20 protein-coding genes, 1 pseudogene and 1 riboswitch are annotated in these 23,618 nt (G+C 38.6%); of the genes and pseudogenes, 13 read left to right on the top strand and 8 right to left on the bottom strand.

Going from position 1 to position 23,618, the window contains the following annotated elements; translation table 11 throughout:
• Position 1: 1 nt before the first annotated feature.
• Genes FTX43_RS02145 through FTX43_RS02135 form a run of 3 tightly spaced genes read left to right on the top strand, consistent with a single transcriptional unit; the run spans position 2 to position 3,037 of the window.
• The gene (locus FTX43_RS02145; RefSeq protein WP_002310131.1) at positions 2–1,072 is read left to right on the top strand and encodes an ABC transporter ATP-binding protein; all 1,071 of its coding nucleotides are present in this window, start codon (positions 2–4) and stop codon (positions 1,070–1,072) included.
• Positions 1,062–2,015, top strand: a complete 954-nt coding sequence (locus FTX43_RS02140; RefSeq protein WP_002310132.1) for an ABC transporter ATP-binding protein — start codon at positions 1,062–1,064, stop codon at positions 2,013–2,015. Before FTX43_RS02145 ends, FTX43_RS02140 begins: the two co-directional genes overlap by 11 nt.
• 11 nt (positions 2,016–2,026) lie before the next feature.
• Positions 2,027–3,037: an RNA-guided endonuclease TnpB family protein gene (locus tag FTX43_RS02135; RefSeq protein ID WP_002320387.1), complete on the top strand. Its 1,011-nt coding sequence runs from the start codon at positions 2,027–2,029 to the stop codon at positions 3,035–3,037.
• A 281-nt stretch (positions 3,038–3,318) separates the two neighbouring features.
• On the opposite strand, the gene FTX43_RS02130 is transcribed toward FTX43_RS02135, so the two are convergent.
• Both FTX43_RS02130 and FTX43_RS02125 read right to left on the bottom strand, forming a co-directional pair.
• A complete protein-coding gene (locus FTX43_RS02130) occupies positions 3,319–4,140 on the bottom strand; it encodes an NUDIX hydrolase (RefSeq protein ID WP_002293580.1) in 822 nt (273 codons plus the stop codon).
• Positions 4,141–4,237: 97 nt separating this feature from the next.
• Positions 4,238–4,516 carry a hypothetical protein gene (locus FTX43_RS02125; protein WP_002293582.1) on the bottom strand — a complete coding sequence of 93 codons (279 nt, stop codon included), beginning with the start codon at positions 4,514–4,516 and terminating at the stop codon, positions 4,238–4,240.
• A gap of 267 nt (positions 4,517–4,783) precedes the next feature.
• Between FTX43_RS02125 and metG the strand changes: the two are divergent.
• Positions 4,784–6,792, top strand: a pseudogene (gene metG / locus FTX43_RS02120) (methionine--tRNA ligase).
• Between the two features lie 53 nt (positions 6,793–6,845).
• Here the strand turns inward: metG and FTX43_RS02115 are convergent.
• Both FTX43_RS02115 and FTX43_RS02110 read right to left on the bottom strand, forming a co-directional pair.
• The gene (locus FTX43_RS02115) at positions 6,846–7,118 is read right to left on the bottom strand and encodes a hypothetical protein (protein ID WP_002310138.1); all 273 of its coding nucleotides are present in this window, start codon (positions 7,116–7,118) and stop codon (positions 6,846–6,848) included.
• Positions 7,119–7,270: 152 nt separating this feature from the next.
• Complete coding sequence (locus tag FTX43_RS02110; protein WP_002310140.1) at positions 7,271–7,858, bottom strand: hypothetical protein; 588 nt, start codon at positions 7,856–7,858, stop codon at positions 7,271–7,273.
• Positions 7,859–8,032: 174 nt separating this feature from the next.
• On the opposite strand from FTX43_RS02110, the gene FTX43_RS02105 reads away from it, so the two are divergent.
• From FTX43_RS02105 to FTX43_RS02085, 5 genes are all read left to right on the top strand, one after another.
• Positions 8,033–9,355 (top strand): APC family permease, encoded by a 1,323-nt coding sequence (locus tag FTX43_RS02105; protein ID WP_002293587.1) that lies wholly within the window; start codon positions 8,033–8,035, stop codon positions 9,353–9,355.
• 154 nt (positions 9,356–9,509) lie between these two features.
• The gene (locus FTX43_RS02100; protein WP_147606700.1) at positions 9,510–10,286 is read left to right on the top strand and encodes a TatD family hydrolase; all 777 of its coding nucleotides are present in this window, start codon (positions 9,510–9,512) and stop codon (positions 10,284–10,286) included.
• On the top strand, positions 10,279–10,848 hold the full coding sequence (rnmV, locus tag FTX43_RS02095; RefSeq protein WP_002310144.1) for a ribonuclease M5: 570 nt from the start codon (positions 10,279–10,281) through the stop codon (positions 10,846–10,848). Before FTX43_RS02100 ends, rnmV begins: the two co-directional genes overlap by 8 nt.
• Positions 10,841–11,725, top strand: coding sequence for a 16S rRNA (adenine(1518)-N(6)/adenine(1519)-N(6))-dimethyltransferase RsmA (gene rsmA / locus FTX43_RS02090; RefSeq protein WP_002310145.1), 885 nt, complete (start codon positions 10,841–10,843; stop codon positions 11,723–11,725). The genes rnmV and rsmA overlap by 8 nt, the downstream gene beginning before the upstream one ends.
• A gap of 312 nt (positions 11,726–12,037) precedes the next feature.
• Complete coding sequence (locus tag FTX43_RS02085) at positions 12,038–12,667, top strand: hypothetical protein (protein ID WP_002314080.1); 630 nt, start codon at positions 12,038–12,040, stop codon at positions 12,665–12,667.
• Positions 12,668–12,785: 118 nt separating this feature from the next.
• On the opposite strand, the gene FTX43_RS02080 is transcribed toward FTX43_RS02085, so the two are convergent.
• On the bottom strand, positions 12,786–13,895 hold the full coding sequence (locus tag FTX43_RS02080; protein ID WP_002310147.1) for an ABC transporter ATP-binding protein: 1,110 nt from the start codon (positions 13,893–13,895) through the stop codon (positions 12,786–12,788).
• A 208-nt stretch (positions 13,896–14,103) separates the two neighbouring features.
• On the opposite strand from FTX43_RS02080, the gene mgsA reads away from it, so the two are divergent.
• Together mgsA and FTX43_RS02070 are read left to right on the top strand one after the other, a co-directional pair.
• Entirely contained in the window at positions 14,104–14,526 is a 423-nt protein-coding gene (gene mgsA, locus FTX43_RS02075) for a methylglyoxal synthase (protein ID WP_002310148.1), read from the top strand.
• Between the two features lie 186 nt (positions 14,527–14,712).
• A riboswitch (THF riboswitch) is annotated at positions 14,713–14,811 on the top strand.
• Positions 14,812–14,848: 37 nt separating this feature from the next.
• Complete coding sequence (locus FTX43_RS02070; RefSeq protein WP_002310149.1) at positions 14,849–15,385, top strand: folate family ECF transporter S component; 537 nt, start codon at positions 14,849–14,851, stop codon at positions 15,383–15,385.
• A 39-nt stretch (positions 15,386–15,424) separates the two neighbouring features.
• On the opposite strand, the gene FTX43_RS02065 is transcribed toward FTX43_RS02070, so the two are convergent.
• Together FTX43_RS02065 and FTX43_RS02060 are read right to left on the bottom strand one after the other, a co-directional pair.
• Positions 15,425–17,188: an ABC transporter ATP-binding protein gene (locus FTX43_RS02065; protein WP_147606698.1), complete on the bottom strand. Its 1,764-nt coding sequence runs from the start codon at positions 17,186–17,188 to the stop codon at positions 15,425–15,427.
• 2 nt (positions 17,189–17,190) lie between these two features.
• Positions 17,191–18,906 carry an ABC transporter ATP-binding protein gene (locus tag FTX43_RS02060; protein WP_147606696.1) on the bottom strand — a complete coding sequence of 572 codons (1,716 nt, stop codon included), beginning with the start codon at positions 18,904–18,906 and terminating at the stop codon, positions 17,191–17,193.
• Positions 18,907–19,505: 599 nt separating this feature from the next.
• Between FTX43_RS02060 and FTX43_RS02045 the strand changes: the two genes are divergently transcribed.
• Positions 19,506–20,129, top strand: coding sequence for a hypothetical protein (locus FTX43_RS02045; RefSeq protein WP_070676297.1), 624 nt, complete (start codon positions 19,506–19,508; stop codon positions 20,127–20,129).
• Positions 20,130–20,378: 249 nt separating this feature from the next.
• Here the strand turns inward: FTX43_RS02045 and FTX43_RS02040 are convergent, their stop codons facing one another.
• Complete coding sequence (locus tag FTX43_RS02040; protein ID WP_002310155.1) at positions 20,379–20,603, bottom strand: hypothetical protein; 225 nt, start codon at positions 20,601–20,603, stop codon at positions 20,379–20,381.
• A 193-nt stretch (positions 20,604–20,796) separates the two neighbouring features.
• On the opposite strand from FTX43_RS02040, the gene FTX43_RS02035 reads away from it, so the two are divergent.
• The gene (locus FTX43_RS02035; RefSeq protein WP_187160007.1) at positions 20,797–23,574 is read left to right on the top strand and encodes a sigma 54-interacting transcriptional regulator; all 2,778 of its coding nucleotides are present in this window, start codon (positions 20,797–20,799) and stop codon (positions 23,572–23,574) included.
• Positions 23,575–23,618 lie beyond the last annotated feature (44 nt).

The raw sequence follows: 23,618 nt of genomic DNA, 5'->3' as shown, positions 1-23,618 counted from the left end.
GATGACGAAAATTTTAGAAGTGAAAGACTTAGAAATCTCTTTTGATACGTATGCTGGAAAGGTACGAGCGATTCGCGGTGTCAATTTTCATTTGAATAAAGGAGAAACATTGGCGATCGTTGGGGAATCTGGAAGCGGAAAATCAGTGACAACCAGAAGCATCATGCGCTTGCTGTCGAGCAATGCCAATATAGATGCTGGGCAAATCCTTTTTAAAGGTAAAGACATCGTTGAAAAGACAGAAAGAGAGATGCAAAAAATCCGCGGAAAAGAAATAGCAATGATTTTCCAAGATCCAATGACCTCTTTAGATCCGACGATGCCTATTGGGAAACAAGTTGCTGAGTCACTTAGAAAGCATAATAAAGTTTCGAAAAAAGAGGGACAAAAAGCTGCGTTAGAACTGCTTAAATTAGTTGGTATACCTGAAGCTGAGAAACGTATCAATAGTTATCCCCATCAGTTTTCAGGAGGTCAACGCCAACGGATCGTGATTGCGATCGCACTGGTATGTTATCCGGAAATTCTGATTGCTGATGAACCTACAACAGCACTTGATGTGACTATCCAAGCACAAATATTGGAACTACTGAAAGAAATTCAGACAAAAATCGATACATCAATCATCTTTATCACTCATGACCTTGGTGTAGTAGCGAACGTTGCTGACCGTGTAGCTGTTATGTATGGGGGAAGAATCGTTGAAGTTGGAACATCCGAAGAAATTTTCTACAACCCGCAACATCCCTATACTTGGGGACTGCTTGGGTCAATGCCGACATTAGACAGTGCGAACGACCGATTGTATGCCATTCCTGGTTCTCCACCGGATTTACTGAATCCACCAAAAGGAGACGCATTCTACCCAAGAAATGAATTCGCGATGAAAATCGATGCAGAACAAGAACCGCCATTTTTTGAACTATCAAAAACACACAAGGCAGCAACTTGGCTACTTGCTCCACAAGCGCCTAAAGTGACGCCGCCAGGAGAAATCCAACGTCGCTGGGCTATTTTTAAAGAGAAACAAAAACATACTTATGGTCAAGGAGGAATTGCTGATGCCAAATAAACTACTTGAAGTTAAAGGACTGAAACAGTATTTCAATGTAGGAAAAAAGAATGAAGTACATGCTGTAAATGACATCAGCTTTCACATCTATGAAGGAGAAACATTTGGTTTAGTAGGCGAATCTGGAAGCGGAAAATCCACTACTGGCCGAACGATCATTCGTTTGAATGAACCTACTGACGGTGAGATATTATTCGACGGTCAAGATGTAACGAAGATCAAAGACAAAAAAGGATTGACGAAATTCCGACATGATGTTCAGATGATCTTTCAAGATCCATACGCTTCGTTGAATCCTCGGATGAAAGTCAGAGATATCATTGCGGAAGGAATTGATGTCAATGGGTTAGCTAAATCACCAGAGGAACGTGCCAAAAAAGTCGATGATCTATTAAGAACCGTTGGATTGAATCCGAGCCACGGCACTCGTTATCCCCATGAATTTTCAGGCGGACAGCGCCAGCGTATTGGTATTGCACGAGCATTAGCAGTAAAACCGCGATTTATCATTTGCGATGAACCGATTTCTGCATTAGATGTTTCCATCCAAGCCCAAGTTGTCAATTTATTGCAAGATCTCCAACGAGAACATCAATTGACCTATCTATTTATTGCGCATGATTTATCAATGGTTAAACATATCAGCGACCGAATCGGTGTAATGCATAACGGTTTGTTATTAGAAATGGGAAAAAGTGATGAAATCTATAATCACGGTGTCCATCCTTATACAGAAAGTTTGTTATCTGCTATTCCTCTGCCAGATCCAGATCATGAGAGAAAGCGCAGAAGAATCAAATATCAACCCGAACCAGATGACGGACAAGTACGTCAGCTTCGTGAAATCGCACCAGAACATTTTGTCTATGCAACTGAGCAGGAAGTCCCATATTACGCAAAAAAATTAAAACGACAAAAGGAATCTCTTCTGGTTGCTAACTAGGAGGGACATAGATGCTAAAAGCTTTTAAATTCCGTATGTATCCGACAGAAGAACAAAAACAGCAATTGATCCGTACTTTTGGCTGTGTTCGATTTACCTATAACCATTTGCTGAAAGAACGGCAGAAAAGTTGGCAACAAACAGGAGTGGTCGATTTTTCGCTCACGCCTGCTACGTTAAAAAAAGAATACCCATTCTTAAAAGAGGTAGACAGTCTTGCTTTAGCAAATGCACAGCTTAATTTGGACCGAGCTTTTCGCAATTATTTCAAGGGACGTGCCAGCTTCCCAAAGCTTAAAACGAAAAAAAGTATGTGGCAATCTTATACGACGAATAATCAAACTCATACGGTCTATCTGAAAAACGGCCACTTAAAATTACCAAAACAAAAAGAACTAATCAAGATAAACCAGCACCGTCCAGTCGAAGGCACGATTCGTTCCGCTACGATTTCTGCTCGATATAATGAAGAGTTCTATGTCGCACTACTTTGTGATGTTTCATCAATAAAAAAAGAATCGTCAGCTAAATGGATTGGGATTGCCTATCATCCAAAAACATTGATCGAAACATCGCATCCCATAGAAGTAACTTTACCAAAATTTGACCAGACAGAAGAAAAACTTCAGCATGCACAGCGGAAATTAAGCGTAAAAGTCCGCTCCGCTCACCATAGAAAGACCAGGTTAGATCAGGCAAGCAATTATCAGAAACAAAAGAGAAAAGTAATGGATCTTTATCTGAAACAAAAGAACCAGCGAGAAGATTATCTTGAACAATTATCTGGGAAATTGGTCAAACAATATGACTACTTATTTGTAGAATCTTTTCCAAAAGAAGATGCACATGCTGATTTTTCTATTCATGACTGGCATAAATTAATAACAAAATTGCGTTATAAGTCCCAATGGTATAATAAAAAATTTCTTTTGATCAATACCGACGGAGCAGAAGAAAGCAATTTTGTAAGAAAGAGCCAAGTGTTAGAACAACTAGGCAGGCATTCGGTCATTAAGGAATAAAAAATGAATGAAACTGACAGGAGCGTTAGGGTTCGCCTTGTTAATAAAAAGTCTGATTGACTTTTGTTTCTAGGAATTTTCTTTTGAAGAAAAGCTCACTAATTATGACAAACCAATAAAACAATAGCAGAAAAAATTCGTACGAGTTTTTCTGCTATTGTTATTTTTTTATTCGAAGAATTTTACTGATATGCCAAAGTATGGAGCGAAAAACGCAAAACACAAAGAGCGGCTTTCCATTTATCTTGAGTGTTCAGAACGGAGCCCTTTCTTCACAATTCTTACTCATGATGTCCCGGCTTGAGCTGATAGATTTTTGAAGGGCGACCGATTCCTACAGGACGTTCGCCAATCTCGTCGAAATATTGGAGCATAGCTTTCTTAAAATTGGAATGATCGATCGTTTTATAATCGATTCCTAAGAACTTTGCAAATACTTTTCGAGCTTCTGTAATCGTGAAATCTTTACCTAAAACTTGCAAAACTTGCGGTTCGTGTTCCATTTTATTGACTACACGGTTGAATGCTTTCAAAATGATTTGACTATGGTCAAAAGCTAAAGTATCTTTGCCAGAAGACTCTCCAGTGACTAAGTCAAGTGAGATAGCCACTTCTCCGCTCGATAAATTGATCTTGTTGCCGTGACGTTCCAATGTGAACCAGCGTACTTCCTTAGCATCATCTCCGGCGATCAGCGGTTCTTCTCCAATGAAAGCTAAGTAGCTGACTGTGACGACCCAACCGCGCGGATCTCGATTAGGCGTGCTGAATGTATGCAGTTGTTCAATGTTTTCTTTAGAGATAACTACACCAGTTTCTTCCTTTGTTTCTCTTAAGACACTTTCTCCAGTTGACTCATCCTTTTGAACAAAACCACCAGGTAATGCCCATGAATTTCGATAAGGATGCCCTTTTCTTTGGATCAGCAATACTTTCAGCTGATCTTCTTCTTTGTTATAGCACATCAGTACGATATCGACAGTCAAAGAGGGCTTGTCATATTCTGGACGTTCCTGTTTTTGATACCAGTTAAGAAAATCTTCTTCACTTGCTTCATGTTCATAATATAATTTTTCTTCTTCTTTAGAAGCAAATCGGTTCATCAGACCACCTCCGTTGACATTAAAAGTACTTTTTACCTTATTGTAGCAGACTCTGAAAAAAAACCAAGGATTTACTTGAAAAATCCTTGGTTCTTCCTTAAATATGAAAAATAAATGGAAGTACTAGATTGAATAAAAAGAAAAGCAGATAAAACGGCAATACTTTATACCGCTCTTCACGAACGGCAAAGAAGCCGCAAATAACGATATATGCGTCAATGACAAAACGTAAAAGCCATGCGACTGTCATGAAACTGTTCAAATGCCCATGAAGGTTAAAATAACCATACATACGAATATAAAAATAGCTGAATATCAAATGTGCTAATGAAAGAAAAGCAATACTAAGTGTAAAAAAAAGATGTTTCTTCTGCATGATCGTTCCAGTCCCTTACTAAAATAGATAGTCTTTATTATACCACGAGTCAGGAAAGAAATAAAAAGCCGTTTCCGACTAAACATGAAACAAGATGAAAAATAGCATTTATTCCCTCTGTCCTTCCTTTTGAAGGAGGGAGTCATCGTAGAGAACAAGTCATTTATCCAGACTTTTTCATTTTGAAAAAAAGCTAACAGCATGCTTTTTTATGGTATACTAGCAAGGAAACGAATTCGCATCATGCGATAAAGGAGGAAGAGCCCCGTGGCAGAAAAGGAAACTTTTTATATCACTACGCCAATCTATTATCCAAGCGGCAAACTTCATATCGGCAACTCATATACTACGATTGCATGTGACGCAATTGCTCGTTATAAACGGTTGATGGGCTTTGATGTGTTTTATCTCACTGGAGTGGATGAACATGGTCAAAAAATCGAAACAAAAGCAGAAGAATTAGGTGTAAAACCGCAAGAATACGTAGATAAAATGGCGGCTGATGTCAAAAAATTATGGAAAACGCTTGATATCAGTTATGACAAATTCATTCGTACGACAGATGATTACCATAAAGCAGCTGTTCAAAAAATATTTGATCGTTTATTAGAACAGGGAGATATTTACTTAGGTGAATATGAAGGCTGGTACTCTGTTTCTGACGAAGAATTCTTTACAGAAACACAACTTGCAGAAGTGTACAAAGATGATGAAGGTAATGTGATCGGCGGTAAAGCGCCAAGCGGACACGAAGTAGAATTGGTAAAAGAAGAATCTTACTTCTTCCGCATGAGCAAATACGCAGATCGTCTGTTGGAATACTATGAAGAACATCCCGAATTCATCCAACCAGAATCTCGTAAAAATGAAATGATCAACAACTTTATCAAACCAGGATTAGAAGATCTTGCAGTTTCACGAACAACCTTTACTTGGGGGTACCAGTCAAGAGTGATCCGAAACATGTGGTGTACGTATGGATCGATGCATTGTCCAATTACATCACTGCACTAGGCTACGGGTCCGAGGATGAAAGTCTATTCGAAAAATACTGGCCTGCAGATGTTCAGATGGTCGGTAAAGAAATCGTTCGCTTCCATACGATTTATTGGCCAATCATGCTGATGGCTCTTGATTTGCCTCTACCTAAAAAAGTATTTGGTCATGGCTGGTTATTGATGAAAGATGGAAAAATGTCTAAATCAAAAGGAAATGTCGTTTATCCTGAAATGCTTGTGGAACGTTATGGTTTAGATGCACTCCGTTATTATTTGCTTCGTGCTGTGCCATTTGGGTCAGATGGCGTCTTTACACCAGAAGATTTTGTTTCTCGTGTCAATTATGATCTGGCAAATGATCTAGGGAACTTATTGAATCGTACGATTGCTATGATCAACAAATATTGTGATGGTCTCGTTCCTGATTATGCCTCACTTGTCACTCCATTTGACAGTGAACTGTCTACGACGGCTGCTAACGTTGTCGGACGTTACCATGATGCAATGGAAAAAATGGAATTCAATACAGCGTTAGCTGAAATCTGGGTGCTGATTTCTCGTGCAAACAAATACATTGACGAAACAGAACCATGGGTATTAGCAAAAGACGAAGAAAAGAAAGCTGAATTGAATAGTGTCATGATCCATTTAGCTGAATCCTTGCGTATCGCCGCGATTTTACTTCAACCAATCATGACAGAAACGCCAGAGAAGATCTTCAATCAACTAGGATTGGACTCTGAAACGATGAATCTTGAAGGATTGCATTTTGGCGAATTCCCTTCAGGAACAAAAGTAGTTGCAAAAGGTACACCAATCTTCCCACGTTTGGATATGGAAGAAGAAGTTGCTTTTATCCAAGAAAAAATGTCTGAAGGTACTCAAACAAACGAAGATACAGTCAAATGGGATCCAGAAGAAACAGAACTTGTTTCAACGAAAGAAAAACAAATCAAATTTGATGTATTTGAAAAAGTAGAACTAAAAGTAGCAGAAGTCATCAACTGCCAAAAAGTAGAAGGGGCAGATAAGTTGTTGCAATTCCGACTAGATGCTGGAGACAGCCAAGATCGTCAAATTTTGTCAGGAATCGCTGAATTCTATCCTGATCCAAGCGAACTGATTGGGAAAAAAGTAGTGATCGTCGCAAATCTGAAACCACGAAAGATGCGTGGACAGATCAGTCAAGGAATGATCCTTTCCGCAGAAGCACCAGATGGCTCTTTACAAGTGATTGAAGCACCAAAATCCATGCCGAATGGCTCAGAGATCGCATAAAATCATAAGAAAAACTCGCAAGACAATGCTGCTTGCGAGTTTTTTTATTCCTGTCAATTGCCCCAATGGTGATTATGGAAGCCAATCATATAATAAAGACACATATAACCATATAAAATGTATCCTATAAAAAGAAGGACGAGCTTTACCCACCGATGGAATCTGCAGCTTCCTAAAAACAAAAGAAAAAGTGGCTGCGAATAGTTGAATAAAATATTTGTGATTCTTTCATCTGTCTGCCAATTAAGAAAAAGGCTAATAGGAATCGTAAAGACAGAAAGAAGCAACATAATGATAAGTGGACGGGCGGTTTTTAATTGATTCATCTGGGTACTACTCCTTTTTATTTTATTGTCTCTTACATCCAAGGATTTTGAAAGCAATAATTTGTTTACATCTACTAATAGTATTCAAAATAAAGAAAACAATCATCGAGGTCAAAATCGATGATTGTTTTCTTTATTTTGTAAAAATCCTATTATTTGATTTTATGATAACCTTTTATTTTTGTCTTCAAACGGCTTGGCAAGAGAGCAGTAAGCAGTGCAAATGGAATCGAAAAGACGTACCAGAAAATCGTTCTTCCAATACCATAACGCTGATACAGTTTCGTCAACATCACATGAAGCAAGATCAATCCTAAAAGCAAGGCACCAGCTGAAAACCAATGATTATTCCAATGCATGATTTCACGAAGTGCCATCACTCCGAAGGGATAAAAATAAAAATAGATTCCTACTAAGGTCATCCGCCAATTCTTTGTAAATGTTCCAATGTTCAACAAAAAGAAAATCGCTGAAAGCAAAATACCGATAGGTGGGAATAGCCCCACTAGAAAGGAATACAACATCCCCCACAAAATCATCACGGGACCTTTGATCAATGCAACAATTGCGATGAACACCGTCAGCAATATCAATTTTTGTGATAATGTCGCAATGGTCAATAATCCAAATAAAATCAACGTGAACCAATGCCAACGGGACTGCTGCTGTTCTTTACGAGAAAAATCGATTCGGTTGGATAAATAATCTGCTAATTTCGGATAAGAACGCTTAAAATCCATAAACTGTTCCTCCTTCGTGGAAAAGGTAGGTTTAGTATACGCAAAATAAAGAGGAAATACATCCGTCTTAAGAGGGAGTTTTTCATTGAAAGTGGAGAAAAAAGAATGGTAAATTAAAATATTCTCAGTTATACTGAAAATTATACCAAATTTCAAAGAAGAAAGAGGATGGGAATGAAAGGCAAACTAAAACGAGAAATCAATCTGTTTGGCGCATTAGCTACCGTTATGGGAACCGTGATCGGCGCAGGGGTCTTCTTTAAAACCGCTGCTGTTACTGCAAGCACGCAGTCTACAAGTTTGACATTACTAGCTTGGCTTTTGGGTGGTTTCTTAACGATCTGTGCTGGATTGACAGTGGCTGAATTAGCTACAGCGATCCCAGAAACTGGTGGAGCTGTCAAATATATTGAAGCAGCTTATGGAAAGCTGCCCAGCTTTTTATTAGGGTGGGCGCAAAGCTTGATTTATTTCCCCGCTAATATTGCTGCATTATCGATTATCTTTGCGACACAATTGACGAACTTATTACAATTATCTACCGACTATCTTTTGTTGATTGCAGTGATTACCGCTGTTTCTGTGACAGGATTGAATTTATTAGGAACAAAAGTCGGTGCGTCTGTACAATCAGTGACGCTGATTGTTAAATTGATACCAATTGCCGTGATTGTCGTATGGGGATTATTGACACCAGGACAAGGAACTGTTCAGCTATTTCCAATCGAAGCTGGAAAAGAGGTTACTTTTGTCGAAGGCTTGAGCAGTGCGTTGCTAGCAACATTGTTTGCTTATGACGGTTGGTTAGGCGTCGGCGCAATGGCTGGTGAAATGAAACGGCCGGAAAAAGATTTGCCTAAAGCGATTATACTAGGGCTGAGTTTTGTCACTGTCGTTTATTTATTGATCAATTTTGTTTTCTTGAAAACTCTGCCGATTGATCATCTTGCCGGTAATTTGAACGCAGCTTCTGAAGCATCAGACGTCATTTTTGGAGAAATCGGCGGAAAACTGGTCACTATTGGGATTTTGATTTCGGTATACGGGGCATTGAATGGGTATACCTTAACTGGGATTCGTGTGCCTTATGCGATGGCTTTGGAAGACGAGCTACCTTTCAGCAAACAGCTGACAAAGCTTTCAAAGAAATTTACGGTACCTTATGTTCCTGCGATTTTCCAGTTAGCAGTAGCTTGTATTATGATGAGCCTTGGTTCTTTCGACTTTTTAACCGACATGTTGATTTTTGTGATGTGGCTATTCAGTTTACTGATTTTTATCGGTGTCTTTATTTTAAGAAAAAAAGCGCCGGAATTGCCACGCCCATATAAAGTACCACTTTATCCAATCGTTCCGATTATTGCGATTCTCGGTGCTATTTTCATTTTAGGTATGACGATGATGACGCAAACGAAATTAGCATTGATCGGTATAGGTGTTACCTTGATTGGTATTCCAGTCTATTATCAAAAAAAGAAAAAACGCTCAGAAGAGTAAAATATTTCAACAACAGACAGAAAAAGTACGAACTAAGTCCTCTGGATCTTCGTGCTTTTTCTATTTCAACAAAACAAGTTCTTCTATTTTGATTTTTGCTACTTCTGCAAGCAGTGCTTATGTGCTAAAGTAAGAATGAAAAGGAGAGATAAACATGATATTTGATTCTCATACCCATTTAAATGCTGAGCAGTTCAATGAAGATATTCCAGAAACGATTCAGCGAGCACAAGAAATGGGGGTAACGAAAATGGCGGTCGTGGGCTTCGATACGCCAACGATTGAAAAGTCTTTGCAATTAAGCCATGACTATCCAAATATTTACAGTATTATCGGCTGGCATCCGACAGAGGCTGGCAGTTATACGAAAGAAATCGAAAATAAATTACAAGAACAATTGACTTTGCCAAAGGTTGTAGCATTAGGGGAAATTGGCTTGGATTATCATTGGATGGAAGACCCGAAAGAAGTCCAAGATAAAGTATTTCGCAGACAGATTGCTATCGCAAAAGAAATGAACCTTCCAATCAGTATCCATACTAGAGAAGCACTTGAAGACACGTATCAAATCCTAAAAGAAGAAGATGTTCGAGATATTGGTGGAATCATGCATAGTTTCAGCGGTGATTATGAATGGGCAAAACGATTTCTTGACTTAGGGATGCATATATCATTTAGCGGTGTCGTCACTTTCAAAAAAGCATTAGACGTCCAAGAGGCTGCAACAAATGTACAAATCGAACGATTACTTGTGGAAACAGATGCCCCTTATCTGGCACCAGTTCCTTTTAGAGGAAAGCGAAATGAACCAGGCTATACTCGTTATACAGTAGAAAAGATTGCTGAACTTCGGAATCTGCCAACAGAAGAAGTGGCTGCCCAAACATGGTCAAATGCGCACCGATTATTTGGTCTAAGCGAACATGGATAAGATGAAGATTCAAGAGATTATAGTCGTTGAAGGAAAAGACGATACAAGAAGGCTTCGGGAAGTAGTTGATGCAGATACGATAGAAACGATTGGTTCTGCTATCAATGAAGATATCCTGATGCAAATTGAACATGCCCAAGAGACTCGAGGGGTGATCGTTTTTACCGACCCTGATTTTTCAGGAGAAAAAATAAGAAAAATCATTATGGAAGCTGTTCCCCAAGCAAAACATGCTTTTTTACCGCGTACACAAGCTAAACCAAAGAAAAAGGGAAGTCTTGGTGTTGAGCATGCAAGTGATGCTGCTATTTTAGAAGCATTGAAAAAGGTTGTGACGCCAGATATTTCCCAAACGGCTGTTTCTGAAATCACTAGACAAGACCTTTTAGACTATGGTTTAATAGCTGGAGCACAAGCAAAAGAAAAACGAGAAAAACTAGGTGATGAGTTGCGTATCGGTTATACGAATGGCAAACAATTGGAAAAACGTTTGAAGATGTTTCGTATCACGCCGAAAGAGCTCGCACAAGCAATGAAAATAGTGGAGGAACAACATGAGTGAATATCGTGAAATCGCGACACCCTCTAGAACAAAAGAGATTTTATTGAAACATGGTTTTTCATTTAAAAAAAGTTTAGGACAAAATTTTCTCACTGAACCAAATATTTTAAGAAAAATCGTAGAAACTGCGCAAATAGATGAACGAACGAACGTGATCGAAGTTGGGCCAGGAATCGGCGCATTGACAGAACAATTAGCGATGCATGCAAAGCAAGTCGTAGCATTTGAGATTGATGATCGTTTGATCCCTGTATTGGCTGATACGATGCAACCCTATGACAATGTGACCATCATACATCAAGATATTCTGAAGACGGATTTATCAACAGCCGTAAGAGAAACATTTCATGAAGAGCTTCCGTTAAAAGTAGTAGCAAATTTACCTTATTATATTACGACGCCCATCATGATGCATTTTCTTGAATCGGATTTGGTCGTAGATGAATTAGTCGTCATGATGCAAAAAGAAGTAGCTGATCGAATCTCTGCTGAACCAGGAACGAAAGCATACGGTTCATTATCGATTGCTGTTCAATATTATATGGAAGCCAGTTTAGCCTTCATCGTACCAAAAACAGTATTTGTCCCTCAGCCAAATGTAGATTCAGCGATTTTGAAACTGACAAGAAGAGATACACCGGCAGTAGAAGTGACGGACGAAAAAGCATTTTTCCGATTGACAAAAGCTGCATTTCAGCAAAGAAGAAAAACACTTTGGAATAATTTGCAGCATTCGTATGGCAAAGATGATCAGACAAAAACATGGTTATCAAAAAGCTTGGAAACGGCTGGAATCGATCCAAAACGTCGTGGTGAGACGTTGTCATTACAAGAATTTGCCGCATTAAGCAATGCGATGTCAGAAAATAAGCAGTAAAAAAAGAGGTTGTGAGCCTACCATTTAACTCTGAGGTACAAGGAGCAATTTCAAAAAACAGCTTCTCCTATTTTTGATTTGGTTGGTCTTATCGCCGCTGAGGCAAGCTTTTGATTCCTATTATGAACAAGGAGATGTGACACAAATTTTGTCCCATCTCCTATTTTTGTCTCTTGATCAAAAATTCTTATACTTGATACTCACACTCATTTTGTATGGATTTAGAAAAGAATATGTGTCTTGACAGTTATTAGTAAGTAAGTTATACTAAGTCGACATTTAAGTGTCAAGACATATTAGGAGAGAGAAAAAATGAGAAAAAATTCAGTTCGAAAACTAACGATTTCTGCTTTATTGATTGGGATGGGGGTCATTATCCCAATGGTTATGCCTAAAATCATGATTCCACCTGCTTCTTTTACATTAGCGTCTCATGTGCCATTATTTATTGCGATGTTTTTTACACCAGGAGTTGCAGTGGCTGTTGCGCTAGGTACGACATTCGGTTTCTTTTTGACAACGCCAGTTATCATTGCATTGCGCGCATTGTCACATCTTGTATTTGCATTGATTGGGGCATGGTACTTGCAGAAGCATCCGAGTATCGTTTTAAAGAATGGACAGTTTACTTTTACTAATTGGCGTTTTCAAGGGTTCAATTTTGTGATAGGTGTGATTCATTCTTTAGTAGAAATGCTAGTAGTCAGCATCTTTTACTTCATCGGTAATATGCCTGACACGTATTACTCTCAAGGGTATTTTTATACAGTGTTCATCTTGATGGGAATTGGTGGACTCATCCACAGTTTGGTTGATTATAATATTGCTTATTTTATAGCAGGAACACTCAGCAAATATTTTGATATCCCGGTATTTACGGCAGCAAAAAAAGGAAATCGGAAAGAATCGATTCAAGGGTACGCGAAGAAAACGATATACTAATGAACTATCAAAGAAAAACTCTCATCTGCTAACGGATAATAAATCCGCTAAGAGGAGAGTTTTTTGTCCTAAAAAGAGCCACACCACTATTTTCTGGCGTAGCTCTAAAGGGGGCAGATTAGGGAAGTTTGATGACTTGTTCGGTTTCTTTATCAAAGAAGTGGCCTTTGCTGATGTTGAAGGCAAGCTCGACTATTTCGCCTGGTTTATGGAAATCTCTTGCATCTACTTTTGAGATGAACTCAGTAGAACCAGTTTTTGTGTAAAGCATCGTTTCAGCACCAAGTAATTCGGAAACGACAACTTCTGATTTGACTACGGCTTCAGGTGAAGCTTCAAGGGCTACTTGTTCACTGTGGATGTCTTCTGGACGAATACCGAAGATAACTTCTTTTCCTTCATAACCTTTTTCAACTAATACTTTGTTTTTCCCTTCAGGAATACGAAGCTTAAGCCCATGTCCATCTGTGATGACACCGTTTTTCAATGTCACATTAAAGAAGTTCATGGCAGGAGATCCAATAAAGCCGGCAACGAACATATTGACTGGTGTATCATAAACTTCTTTCGGTGTACCGATTTGCTGGATAAATCCGTCTTTCATGATAACGATTCGGTCAGCCATAGTCATCGCTTCTGTCTGATCATGAGTAACATAGATTGTCGTTGTTTCAAGACGTTGGTGAAGTTTGGCAATCTCAGCACGCATGGCTACACGTAATTTAGCATCTAAGTTTGACAATGGTTCATCCATCAAGAAGACTTTGGCATCCCGAACGATTGCACGTCCTAATGCTACACGTTGTCGTTGTCCACCAGATAAAGCAGCTGGTTTTCGTTTCAAGTATTCTGTCAGTCCGAGGATCTCTGCTGCATTGTCCACACGCTTTTTAATGTCTGCTTTATCATATTTACGTAATTTCAAACCAAAAGCCATATTATCATAAACAGTCATGTGAGGATACAATGCATAGTTTTGGAAAACCATGGCAATATCACGGTCTTTAGGTGCCACGTCATTCATGACTTTTCCGCCAATATTTAGTTCTCCTTCAGAGATATCTTCCAGTCCCGCAATCATTCGCAAAGTAGTTGACTTTCCACAACCGGAAGGACCAACAAAAACGATAAATTCACGGTCTTTGATTGATAGATTAAAATCAGTCACAGAATAATTTTCTGCATTATCATATTTTTTATATACGTTTTTCAGAGCCATTTCTACCATAATACGTTCCACACTTTCTTTTTTAGTTTTATTAACTGATTTAAGTATAAATGAAAGCGTTAACTAAGTTCAATGTCATGTTGAACAAGAATTTTTTCTTTTTTTTGTCAATGTGCTAGTTTTAAGCTTCAATAAATATCCATAAGAAATAAAAACTGATACACTGGAGTAAATAAGTATGTTAACCATATCAAAAGGAGTGTCTCTTATGAAAATCGCTTTGATCGCTCATGACCGAAAAAAATCTATGATGGTGAAATTAGCAACAGCGTATAAAACAATATTGGAAAAACATGAACTTTTTGCTACCGGGACGACTGGACAACGTATCACGGAAGCGACCGGCTTGCCCATTCATCGGTTTAAATCCGGACCGTTAGGCGGAGATCAGCAAATTGGAGCAATGATCTCGGAGGACCAGTTAGATTTGGTGATTTTTCTTCGAGACCCGTTGGCTGCACAGCCGCATGAACCAGATGTAACAGCACTTATCCGTTTATCTGACGTTTATGAGATTCCGTTGGCTACGAATATCGGAACAGCTGAGGTGCTGCTAAGAGGACTGGAAGCCGGCTTCCTAGATTTTCGAAGAATCGTCCATGAAATAGACAAACGTCCACTTTCATTTTGATGGACAAGTGTATGGAAAAATAACGTTTAATGTTCGTCTATATGTAGCTATAAAAGCTAAACAAACTGAAAATATGCAATATAATACGAACGTATTGTATAATATAACCAATAATATTAGTTTTTCGTGTTTGCAGTAAATGTGAAAATATGCTATAGTTTCTGTGGGAAAAGATCCCAAAAATAATACAGAGTAGAAAATAAAGCGTTAAGTGCTAAGAGGATGGGATGTTGCCTCTTGGACGAAGGACGTAATGTTCGCGGTTTTATTTTCGCATTCGCTGCATGATACGATGTAGCAGCTCTTAAAGGAGATGCTAAAAATGAAGAAACACCGGTTAGACGCACGTATGATTGCTATTATGGGCTTACTGATTGCATTGATGGTCACGTTGTCCCGTCTGGTAGCAATCGAGACCCCATTTATTAAAATCAGTGTCACATTTATTCCACAAGTGATCATGGGCATTCTTTTTGGTCCTTTTTGGTCAGGGATAGGCGCAGTTTTAGCTGATTTAGTAGGAATGGCTCTCTTCTCAAAATCTACATTTTTTATTGGATTTACATTGAATGCATTTATTGAAGGAGCAATCTACGGATTCTTTTTCTATCGAAAAGAAATCACTTGGAAAAATGCGATTTTGGCTACGCTTAGTGTCACGCTGATCATAAACTTATTTTTGACACCATTATGGCTTGCGTTGATGTACCATGTGCCATTGTTCAGCTGGGTCGTTTGGGCGCCCCGCCTGTTAAAAACAGTGATATGGTTACCGATTCAATCAATTGCCATTTATTACGTAGGACGTAGTATTCCTTACAAAAAAATTTTAAGAAGTTTAGCGATCCACGCTAAATAAAAAACAAGCAGTCTTCCCATCCCAGAAGACTGCTTGTTTTTATTGTGCTGTGAATTGTGCTTGATAGAGCCGTCGGTAATAACCATCTTTTTGAAGCAACTCATCATGGGTGCCCATTTCGACAATGGCTCCCTGATCCATCACTAATATCTGGTCCGCATTTTTGATTGTGGACAGGCGATGGGCAATAACAAAACTGGTTTTACCTTCCATCATTGCTAAGAAGGCTTGTTGGATTTTTTTCTCTGTCAATGTATCGACTGAGCTAGTAGCCTCATCTAAGATCAGCATAGGCGGATTACTGATCATCGTTCGAGCAATCGTCAACAGTTGGCGTTGTCCATCTGATATCTTTAACCCTTGACCGCCAATCTTAGTATCTAATTTTTCCGGCAAACGTTCAACAAATTCATACATATAAGAAGCTTTTAGGGCATCATTGATTTCTGCGTCACTTGCTTCCGGATTCCCAAAACGAAGATTTTCTCGCAATGTACTGTCAAATAGCCAAGTATCTTGTAACACCATTCCAAAACTTTTACGTAATGTATCACGTTGGATAGAGCGGATGTCATGGTCATCGATTGTAATCGTTCCTTTTGTTGTGTCATAAAAACGCATCAGCAAATTAACAAGTGTGGATTTTCCGGCTCCTGTTTTTCCTACTATAGCAATGGTTTGACCTGGATAAGCAGTAAAATTGAAATCTTCGATCAAACGCTGTTTGGGGTCATAAGAAAAAGAAACATGATCAAAAGAGACTTTTCCTTTGATATTTTTGGGTTCCAAGGCATAGGCATCTGGCAAATCAGGCGTTTCTTCTGGTTGATCGATCAAATCAAATGCTCGTTCTAGACCAGAAAAAGCGGTTTGCAGTTGTGTCGTGATTCCAGAAAGTTCGATAAATGGTTTAGAAAACTGACTTGAGTAGATCGTAAAGCTGGAAATCACACCAACAGTGATTGACGAACCACTCTTCAATGCCAATAGGCCGCCAACCAAACCAATCGATAAATAAGCAAGGTGATCTACAAAACGAGAAGACGGGTTTGTCAAGGAAGAAGAAAATTGTGCCCGTTGTCCTTTTTGATATAGATCAGCATTTAACAGTTCAAATTGCTGTTGACTAGCTTCTTCTTGCTGAAAAGCTTTCACGATTTTCTGATTACCGATTCGTTCGGCCACAAAGCCCGAAATCTCCCCAATGATTCTTTGCTGTCTATCGAAATTTGTTTGCGAAGCACGAGCAACGATCCAACTCACAAGGAAAATAATCGGTGTGGAACAAAGAACGACCAATGTCAGAAGTGGACTTAGACGCATCATAAAAATAAACGAAAGAAGGATAATCGCAACTCCGGAAAACAATTGATTGAAGGCTGCAGAAATCGCAATAGAAATGTTGTCCATATCATTTGTAAATCGACTGACGATATTTCCATGAGAATTTTGATCATAATAACGAAGTGGCAATCGATTTAAATGGGCAAAAGCATCTTTTCTTAATGTTGCAACGGACAAGTAAGCTAACCGATTGCTTAATACTTGGATGAGCCATTGACTGACTACATTGATCAAAACGATTCCACCGAACAGAATCAGTAAATGGAATAGTCGATTGAAGCGAACTTGTCCTTCTCCGATCATTTGATCGATACTTTGGCCAATTTGTAACGTCATCACAACTGTTGCGATCCCGTTGATAATCCCTAGTAATACAGCTAGCCAAATGTCTTTCGCATAAGCAGTAAGATAAGGGATGAAGCGACGGAGTGTCTGCAAGGATAATTTTTTTACTTTCATAACTATTCTTCCTCCTGTGATGCGACGATTTCCTGATATTCCGCTGATTGAGCAAGTAATTCTTCATGCGTACCTTGAGCAGCGATCTTTCCTTGATCCATCACTAAGATATGGTGTGCTTCTTGAATGGAGCGGACACGTTGGGAGATAATGATCACTGTACTGCCAAGATAAGTCTGCAGCGCCTTACGCAAATCCAAGTCAGTCTGATAATCCAACGCACTCAAAGAGTCATCTAAAATCAGTAATTCTGGCTTGGCAATCAAAGCTCTTGCAATCGTTAGTCGCTGTTTTTGACCGCCGGAGAAATTTTTTCCGTTTTCCATGACTTTTGTATCTAAACCATTTGGAAGCTGACGTACAAATTCTTCTGCCTGAGCGATTTTCAGGGCTTCCCAACACTCATCTTCTGTGGCATCTTGCTTACCCCATTGAAGGTTTTCACGAATAGTACCAGTAAATAACACGGAAGTTTGGGGAACAAGGGCGATTTGCTGACGAAGATGATCCAGCTGCCAAGATCGAACGTCCATTCCATCCATTATGACTGCACCGGAACTGACATCATAGAAGCGCGGAATCAATTGAGTCAAAGTCGTTTTCCCGCTTCCCGTTGGACCAATGATTCCAAGGACCGTATTTCGCTTCAGCTGAAATGTAATCCCTTGAAGAGAAAGCCCAGAATCAGGAGTATAACGGAAGTCAACGTGATCAAAAGCGAGAATCGATTCAGAAGAAAAATCGGGAGTAGTACTGATCTCGGCTTCAAGAATCGAATTCTCTGTGTCTAGAACCTCTTTTACTCGATTACCTGAAGCTTCGGCACGTGTGAAGATCACGACGAGGTTTGAAACAACGATCAGTGCCAAAAGCATTTGATTCATATAATTGATCAAAGCAAGAACTTGTCCTTGTTGCAAACTCCCAATGTTTACTTTGATCCCGCCGACTGTTAGCAAACAAATGATTCCGACATTCATGATCAAGGTCGTAGCAGGTGATAAAAGGGCAGAGATATTGGAAACACGTAAATAATTGTTCGCTAGATCATTTGTGCTTTTATCAAACTTTTCTGTTTCTTTTTTTGTCTGTGCAAATGCACGTATGACACGAACGCCGCTAAGATTCTGACTGACGTGTTCATTGAGCTGGTCTAGTTTTTCTTGCACTTTTTGATAGAGAGGAACAGTTTTTCTGATGATAAAAAATAAAATGATGGAGAAAATAGGCAATAATGCTAAGAAAAACAGACCTACTTCCCAGTCGATCACAAAAGCCATGACTACTGAACCGATGCTTAAAAATGGTGCTCTAATCAATAAACGAATGACCATTGCTAAAGCTAGTTGAAGCTGATTGATGTCGTTTGTCATTCGAGTGATCAAGGTATCTGTTCCAAAATGATTCAACTCGTTGTGAGAGAAAGTATTGATTTTTTTGATCAGCTGATTTCGCAACTCTGTACCAAATCCTTGTGAAGCTACTGAAGCATAATATTGGCAAATGATAGCACAAATCAGACCAATCACAGACATAGCGACCATCCATAAGCCCATTTCAATGATTTTTCCTCGGTCATTCATTTTTAGTCCATTATCGATCAAGGAAGCCATCATTAAAGGTAGGACAAGTTCGAAGACAGCCTCAAGAAACTTGAAGAACGGACCCAAAATGATTTGCTTACGATAATCTTTTGCATAACGTAATAACTGAATCATATGATTCCTCCTATTATTTATTTGTCCACAGTTGAAAAAACAAGTACTACCACATTGTAGCTTAGGAAATTTAGAATGAAAAGAGAACAAGCCTTTTCATAAATGAAAGTTTTATTATGAAGAGATTTTAGAGATTGAATAGAGTATTTTTTAGAAAAAAAGAAAGAGAACGGGAAATTCATCCCGGTCTCTTCATTCCTCCAAACGTCTATTTTGTCCGATTTTTTTATAAATGAATCGTGTGCAAAAGGTGGATGAGGTACAGAATCATCAATGGAGCGCTATTTATTTTTTGAAAATAAAAAAGTAGTGATTCCATGATTTAAGTAAAAAACAGCGAGTATAAAGCAAATGATCTTAGTAATGAATAAAATCTCATAAAATGGGGAGGGCGAAGCTTCATTTTCCATAAAAACCATCGTTATTTTTGGCGAAAAAATTAAAAGTAACGATGTTATTAAATCTAATAAAAGCTTTGTTTTCATAGTTTATTCTCCTTTTTTAAAAGTTGTTGAAATCGTTTTCTTTTTGTGCTATAAAGTTATTGTAACAAATTGTTTGTGGGAAAGCTAATTAATGTTGAAAGAAGGGATATGAGATTGAAAAAATCGTTGATTGGTTTATTATGTGTGGCAACTTTAGGGGGGGTAAGTAATATCGGACAGCCTGTGTTTGCTGTAGAAGTGGATGCATCAGTGATCGACATATCAAATGAAAAGAAAGAGATAAACATAAGTCCCGTACTCACTTTTGATGAAATGGTGCGAGAAGTAGCAAAAGAAAACGGCATCCCTATTATCCAAGCACAACAAGAGCTTGGATTCACAGATGAAAGTGCAAGACAAGCACGTACAGCAAGAGCAACATACAGAACATTATCGCAATCTTTCACAGTCAATGCTAGTTATAGACCCACGATGCGCTTTTATTGCGAGACCAGTGAAAGTGGAAATTTTAGGGCTATCAAAAGAATCCTACGAGTTGAAATGATCCGCGGATATAATGGTTTGTCGAAACAATTTGGCGGAACTGTTTATGTTCATTTAGAAGATGCTAACCGTATTTTTTACATTGTAAATGGCGACTTCTTCAATAATGGTTCGACAACTTGGAATGCAGGGGTGAACATCGGAGTAGGAAGAAACGCTTCTATTAAGTTTGGTGTAACGAATACAACCTCTCATTATCAATATCGCTATGTAGAAAGCCGTTTTCGATTTTGATATCAAAACAGCACACGAAAAAGAAAACAAGGCAGGAACAGTGATGTTTCTACCTTGTTTTCTTAATCAATGGGAAAAAACTAAGAGTGGTGTACGTAATCAATAAAAAGGATGGTGACAACAGTACCTCTTTACTCTCTGAAAGCATCATAACTCGTTTTTCCTCGTTACGCCAATAAATTGTTGTTATACCAGATATAAGGATTTGTAATAACAAAAAGCAGACAGAAAAATTGAGAGCTGTGCCTCCTATTTTGTGTGGAAGGATTTATAGAGCGCAAAAATCAAGATAAAGATAAATAAAAATCCTGTTTCGGCTATATATTGCGTATCTACATCGATAAAACGGGTTTGTTCTGTCATAGCCATATAAAGCAAAGGTAAAAACACAACCACAGCGAGATAAGATCCGATGATTTCGCGAAAAGTTTTCCAAGAAGTATACTTCCTCTTTTTAGATTTATCCGATTTCATTGAATAGTCATAGCCTCCTTGTTCTTTCTTTATTGTTTGGAAATTCCAGTATAAAAACCGGAAGGAACTGTTCGTTTTTAGAATAAAAATTATAAGGGATAAGTAAGCTGCTGTCTATAACAAGACATATTTTTCAACTCTTTATTAAAGATTTTATTGACAAAATGAATCCGTTTTCTATGATGGAGTAGGGGTGAATAAGTTGTTAAAAAACGAAATTTTATGCTACTTAGAGAACCAGACAGCCTTTTTCGATCTCAACCATATGAACGAGGTCTTTACAGCACAAAGATTGGCTGAACATTTTGGGGTAAAAAGAAACACAGTCAGTCATTATTTGAACCAGTTGAATGAGGAGAAACTACTAGTCAAAATCAATTCTCGTCCAGTGGTTTATTTCCACAAAGAAGCTTTTGAAAAACAATTTTTTCAGTTACGTACGAATTTTTATTTTTCTATCAATGAACTTAAAGAAGAACAGCCTTTTTTCGCACAACCAAAAGATTTATTCTCTTTTATGATCGGACACGACGCCAGTTTGAAAGAAAGTATCGAACAAATCAAAACAGCTCTTTACTATCCAGATGGCGGACTGCCACTTTTGATCACAGGCGAAAGCGGCACAGGTAAAAGTTATTTAGTCCATTTAGTCTATCAGTATTGTCTACTTCATGATTTACTAGAGGACTCTGCACCATTCATCACTTTCAATTGTGCACAATATGCAGATAATCCTGAACTGTTGACTAGCAATTTGTTTGGACATGTCAAAGGAGCTTACACTGGAGCAGAAGAAAATAAAAAAGGGGCTTTCGAAGCAGCAGATGGTGGAATCTTGTTTTTAGACGAGGTACATCGCTTAACACCAGAAGGGCAGGAAAAACTATTCACCTATCTTGATCAAGGTGTGATTTATCGTATGGGAGAACCTAATATGTCACGGCGGATCAAAACACGTCTTTTTTTTGCCACAACAGAGGAGACCACTAGTCATTTCTTAACCACTTTCATTCGAAGAATACCTATCCGAATCGAACTACCTGCACTCAATCAGCGTAGTCGAAATGAACGGCTAGAACTGGTTTACTCTTTTTTTATCGAGGAACAAAGAAAAATGGGGAGCCCTTTGTCAGTCAGTGGCCCAGTTTTGTCACTTCTAGCAGGTCAAAACTTATCTGGAAACATAGGAGAGCTGAAAAATATTGTCAAAGTTTCAGCGGCAAAAGCGTATGCTGAACAACGTGAACAGTCGGAGATCCATGTCACCATCCATCATTTGCAAAAAGAACTACTCGCTGAGCCCATTACCAAAAATACAGCACAGCAAGGAATCTATATCACGCAAGACCAGACCTTAGAACAATTGATGGAAAAGCAACAACCAGAACAGCAACGAATCGTTAGAAGTTTTGAGCAAATCCTGCTTGATTTCAAAAAAAATGAGTGTCTTCTATATTCTTGCGAAGGAAAACTAAAACAAGAAGTGATCCAATTATTTGATTTTTTGCTGTTTGAGACCAGTAGACAAGAAAAACACGAGCTGTTGGTTTATTGGACTCAATCTATCCGTGAGACCTTTCGACAAATGGAGTCTGCCTATCAAATCAAGTTCGATGGAAACAGTGTCTATGCCTTGAGTTACTATCTTTATCAGCGAAGCACTGTCAAATGGTTACCGGAAGAACATGCGATTATCCAACTAATCAAAGAATTAGAAAAACAGGTTTCTCAATCTTATCCATCTAGCTATCATTATGTCCAGCGAATCTTGGAACTGAGTAAGATTAAATTAGATATTGAAGTCACTAGTATGGATCGGATTTTACTGACGATCTATCTAAAAAAAGCAAAATGGTCAAAAGAAAAACGACTGCCAAAAGCAATGATTGCTGCGCACGGTTATGCAACTGCTAGCAGTATGGCAAATGTGGTCAATCGTTTATTACAAGAAGATCTATTTGAATCATTTGATATGCCGCTAGATGTCACTCCACAGCAGATTGCTTCAGAAATTGTGGATTATTGCGAAAACAGCGATGTTTCAAATGGATTGATCATATTAGTAGATATGGGATCTCTGAAAGAAATCCATCAGTTTTTTAAAAAACAACTATCTGTACCACTTTTGATTTTAAATAATGTGACGACACCTTTAGCCATCACAGTAGGGGAATGCTTGCAAAAAAATGCAGCATTAGAAGAAATAGCAGAAGAGGCTGTTCGTCAAACCAAACCAGAATGGCGGCTCCTCTATCCACAAGAAAATAAACCCAAAGCACTCATTACTACCTGCTTCACTGGAATCGGCACGGCGGCTCACCTAAGTGCACTGCTAGAGAAAAGCTTGCCTACGACTTGTCAGTTGAAAATCATCCCATATGAATATCAGCGATTAAAAGATAAGAAAAACAGGGACCCACTGTTTTCCATATACGAAATCGTAGGGATCATAGGTACCGCAGATCCTGCTATCACCGATATCGACTATCTTTCATTAGAAGACCTCATCTCAGGAGAGAAGATGTCTGTACTGGCAGAATGGTTGGATTCTGCTATGAATGTTTCAGATAAGGAAACATTCAACCAGAACATCATTCGCAATTTTTCATTGGAGAAAGTACTGGACTCTGTGACTATTCTAGATACAGAAAAGGTGATGGAGGAAATCGATCATTTTATGCGAGAATTAGAGGTGCAGTTGAATCGAAGAATCAGTAATCCCAAAAAACTAGCGTTATATGTCCATGTGAGTTGTCTAATCGAACGTTTGATTCGACAAATGCCAATTGAAACCTATCAAGGATTAGAGAAATGGGAACAGTGTCAAAAAGAAGAGATATTTGCCATTAAATCTGCATTTAGTGTCATTGAAGAGCATTATAGTGTCATGATCCCTCGTTCTGAGATTGCCTATATCTGTGATATTTTGAGTGAAAGTACAGAGTTACTCTCGATAGAAGAAGAATTTTGAACATAAGCAAGTTGTGGCCACTAACTTTGGCACACAACTTGCTT

Origin of the sequence: Enterococcus sp. DA9 (assembly GCF_008000875.1) — a bacterium.
GTDB classification, from domain to species: Bacteria; Bacillota; Bacilli; order Lactobacillales; family Enterococcaceae; genus Enterococcus_B; species Enterococcus_B lactis.
The sequence above is the reverse complement of the archived record's forward strand: the minus strand, read 5'-3'. Positions and strand labels throughout refer to the sequence as shown.

Excerpts from the sequence above, each read along its gene's own strand:
- FTX43_RS02145 (WP_002310131.1), top strand. The coding sequence starts at position 2 with ATGACGAAAATTTTAGAAGTGAAAGACTTAGAAATCTCTTTTGATACG.
- FTX43_RS02140 (WP_002310132.1), top strand. The coding sequence starts at position 1,062 with ATGCCAAATAAACTACTTGAAGTTAAAGGACTGAAACAGTATTTCAAT.
- FTX43_RS02135 (WP_002320387.1), top strand. The coding sequence starts at position 2,027 with ATGCTAAAAGCTTTTAAATTCCGTATGTATCCGACAGAAGAACAAAAA.
- FTX43_RS02130 (WP_002293580.1), bottom strand. The coding sequence starts at position 4,140 with ATGAACCGATTTGCTTCTAAAGAAGAAGAAAAATTATATTATGAACAT.
- FTX43_RS02125 (WP_002293582.1), bottom strand. The coding sequence starts at position 4,516 with ATGCAGAAGAAACATCTTTTTTTTACACTTAGTATTGCTTTTCTTTCA.
- FTX43_RS02115 (WP_002310138.1), bottom strand. The coding sequence starts at position 7,118 with ATGAATCAATTAAAAACCGCCCGTCCACTTATCATTATGTTGCTTCTT.
- FTX43_RS02110 (WP_002310140.1), bottom strand. The coding sequence starts at position 7,858 with ATGGATTTTAAGCGTTCTTATCCGAAATTAGCAGATTATTTATCCAAC.
- FTX43_RS02105 (WP_002293587.1), top strand. The coding sequence starts at position 8,033 with ATGAAAGGCAAACTAAAACGAGAAATCAATCTGTTTGGCGCATTAGCT.
- FTX43_RS02100 (WP_147606700.1), top strand. The coding sequence starts at position 9,510 with ATGATATTTGATTCTCATACCCATTTAAATGCTGAGCAGTTCAATGAA.
- rnmV (WP_002310144.1), top strand. The coding sequence starts at position 10,279 with ATGGATAAGATGAAGATTCAAGAGATTATAGTCGTTGAAGGAAAAGAC.
- rsmA (WP_002310145.1), top strand. The coding sequence starts at position 10,841 with ATGAGTGAATATCGTGAAATCGCGACACCCTCTAGAACAAAAGAGATT.
- FTX43_RS02085 (WP_002314080.1), top strand. The coding sequence starts at position 12,038 with ATGAGAAAAAATTCAGTTCGAAAACTAACGATTTCTGCTTTATTGATT.
- FTX43_RS02080 (WP_002310147.1), bottom strand. The coding sequence starts at position 13,895 with ATGGTAGAAATGGCTCTGAAAAACGTATATAAAAAATATGATAATGCA.
- mgsA (WP_002310148.1), top strand. The coding sequence starts at position 14,104 with ATGAAAATCGCTTTGATCGCTCATGACCGAAAAAAATCTATGATGGTG.
- FTX43_RS02070 (WP_002310149.1), top strand. The coding sequence starts at position 14,849 with ATGAAGAAACACCGGTTAGACGCACGTATGATTGCTATTATGGGCTTA.
- FTX43_RS02065 (WP_147606698.1), bottom strand. The coding sequence starts at position 17,188 with ATGAAAGTAAAAAAATTATCCTTGCAGACACTCCGTCGCTTCATCCCT.
- FTX43_RS02060 (WP_147606696.1), bottom strand. The coding sequence starts at position 18,906 with ATGATTCAGTTATTACGTTATGCAAAAGATTATCGTAAGCAAATCATT.
- FTX43_RS02040 (WP_002310155.1), bottom strand. The coding sequence starts at position 20,603 with ATGAAATCGGATAAATCTAAAAAGAGGAAGTATACTTCTTGGAAAACT.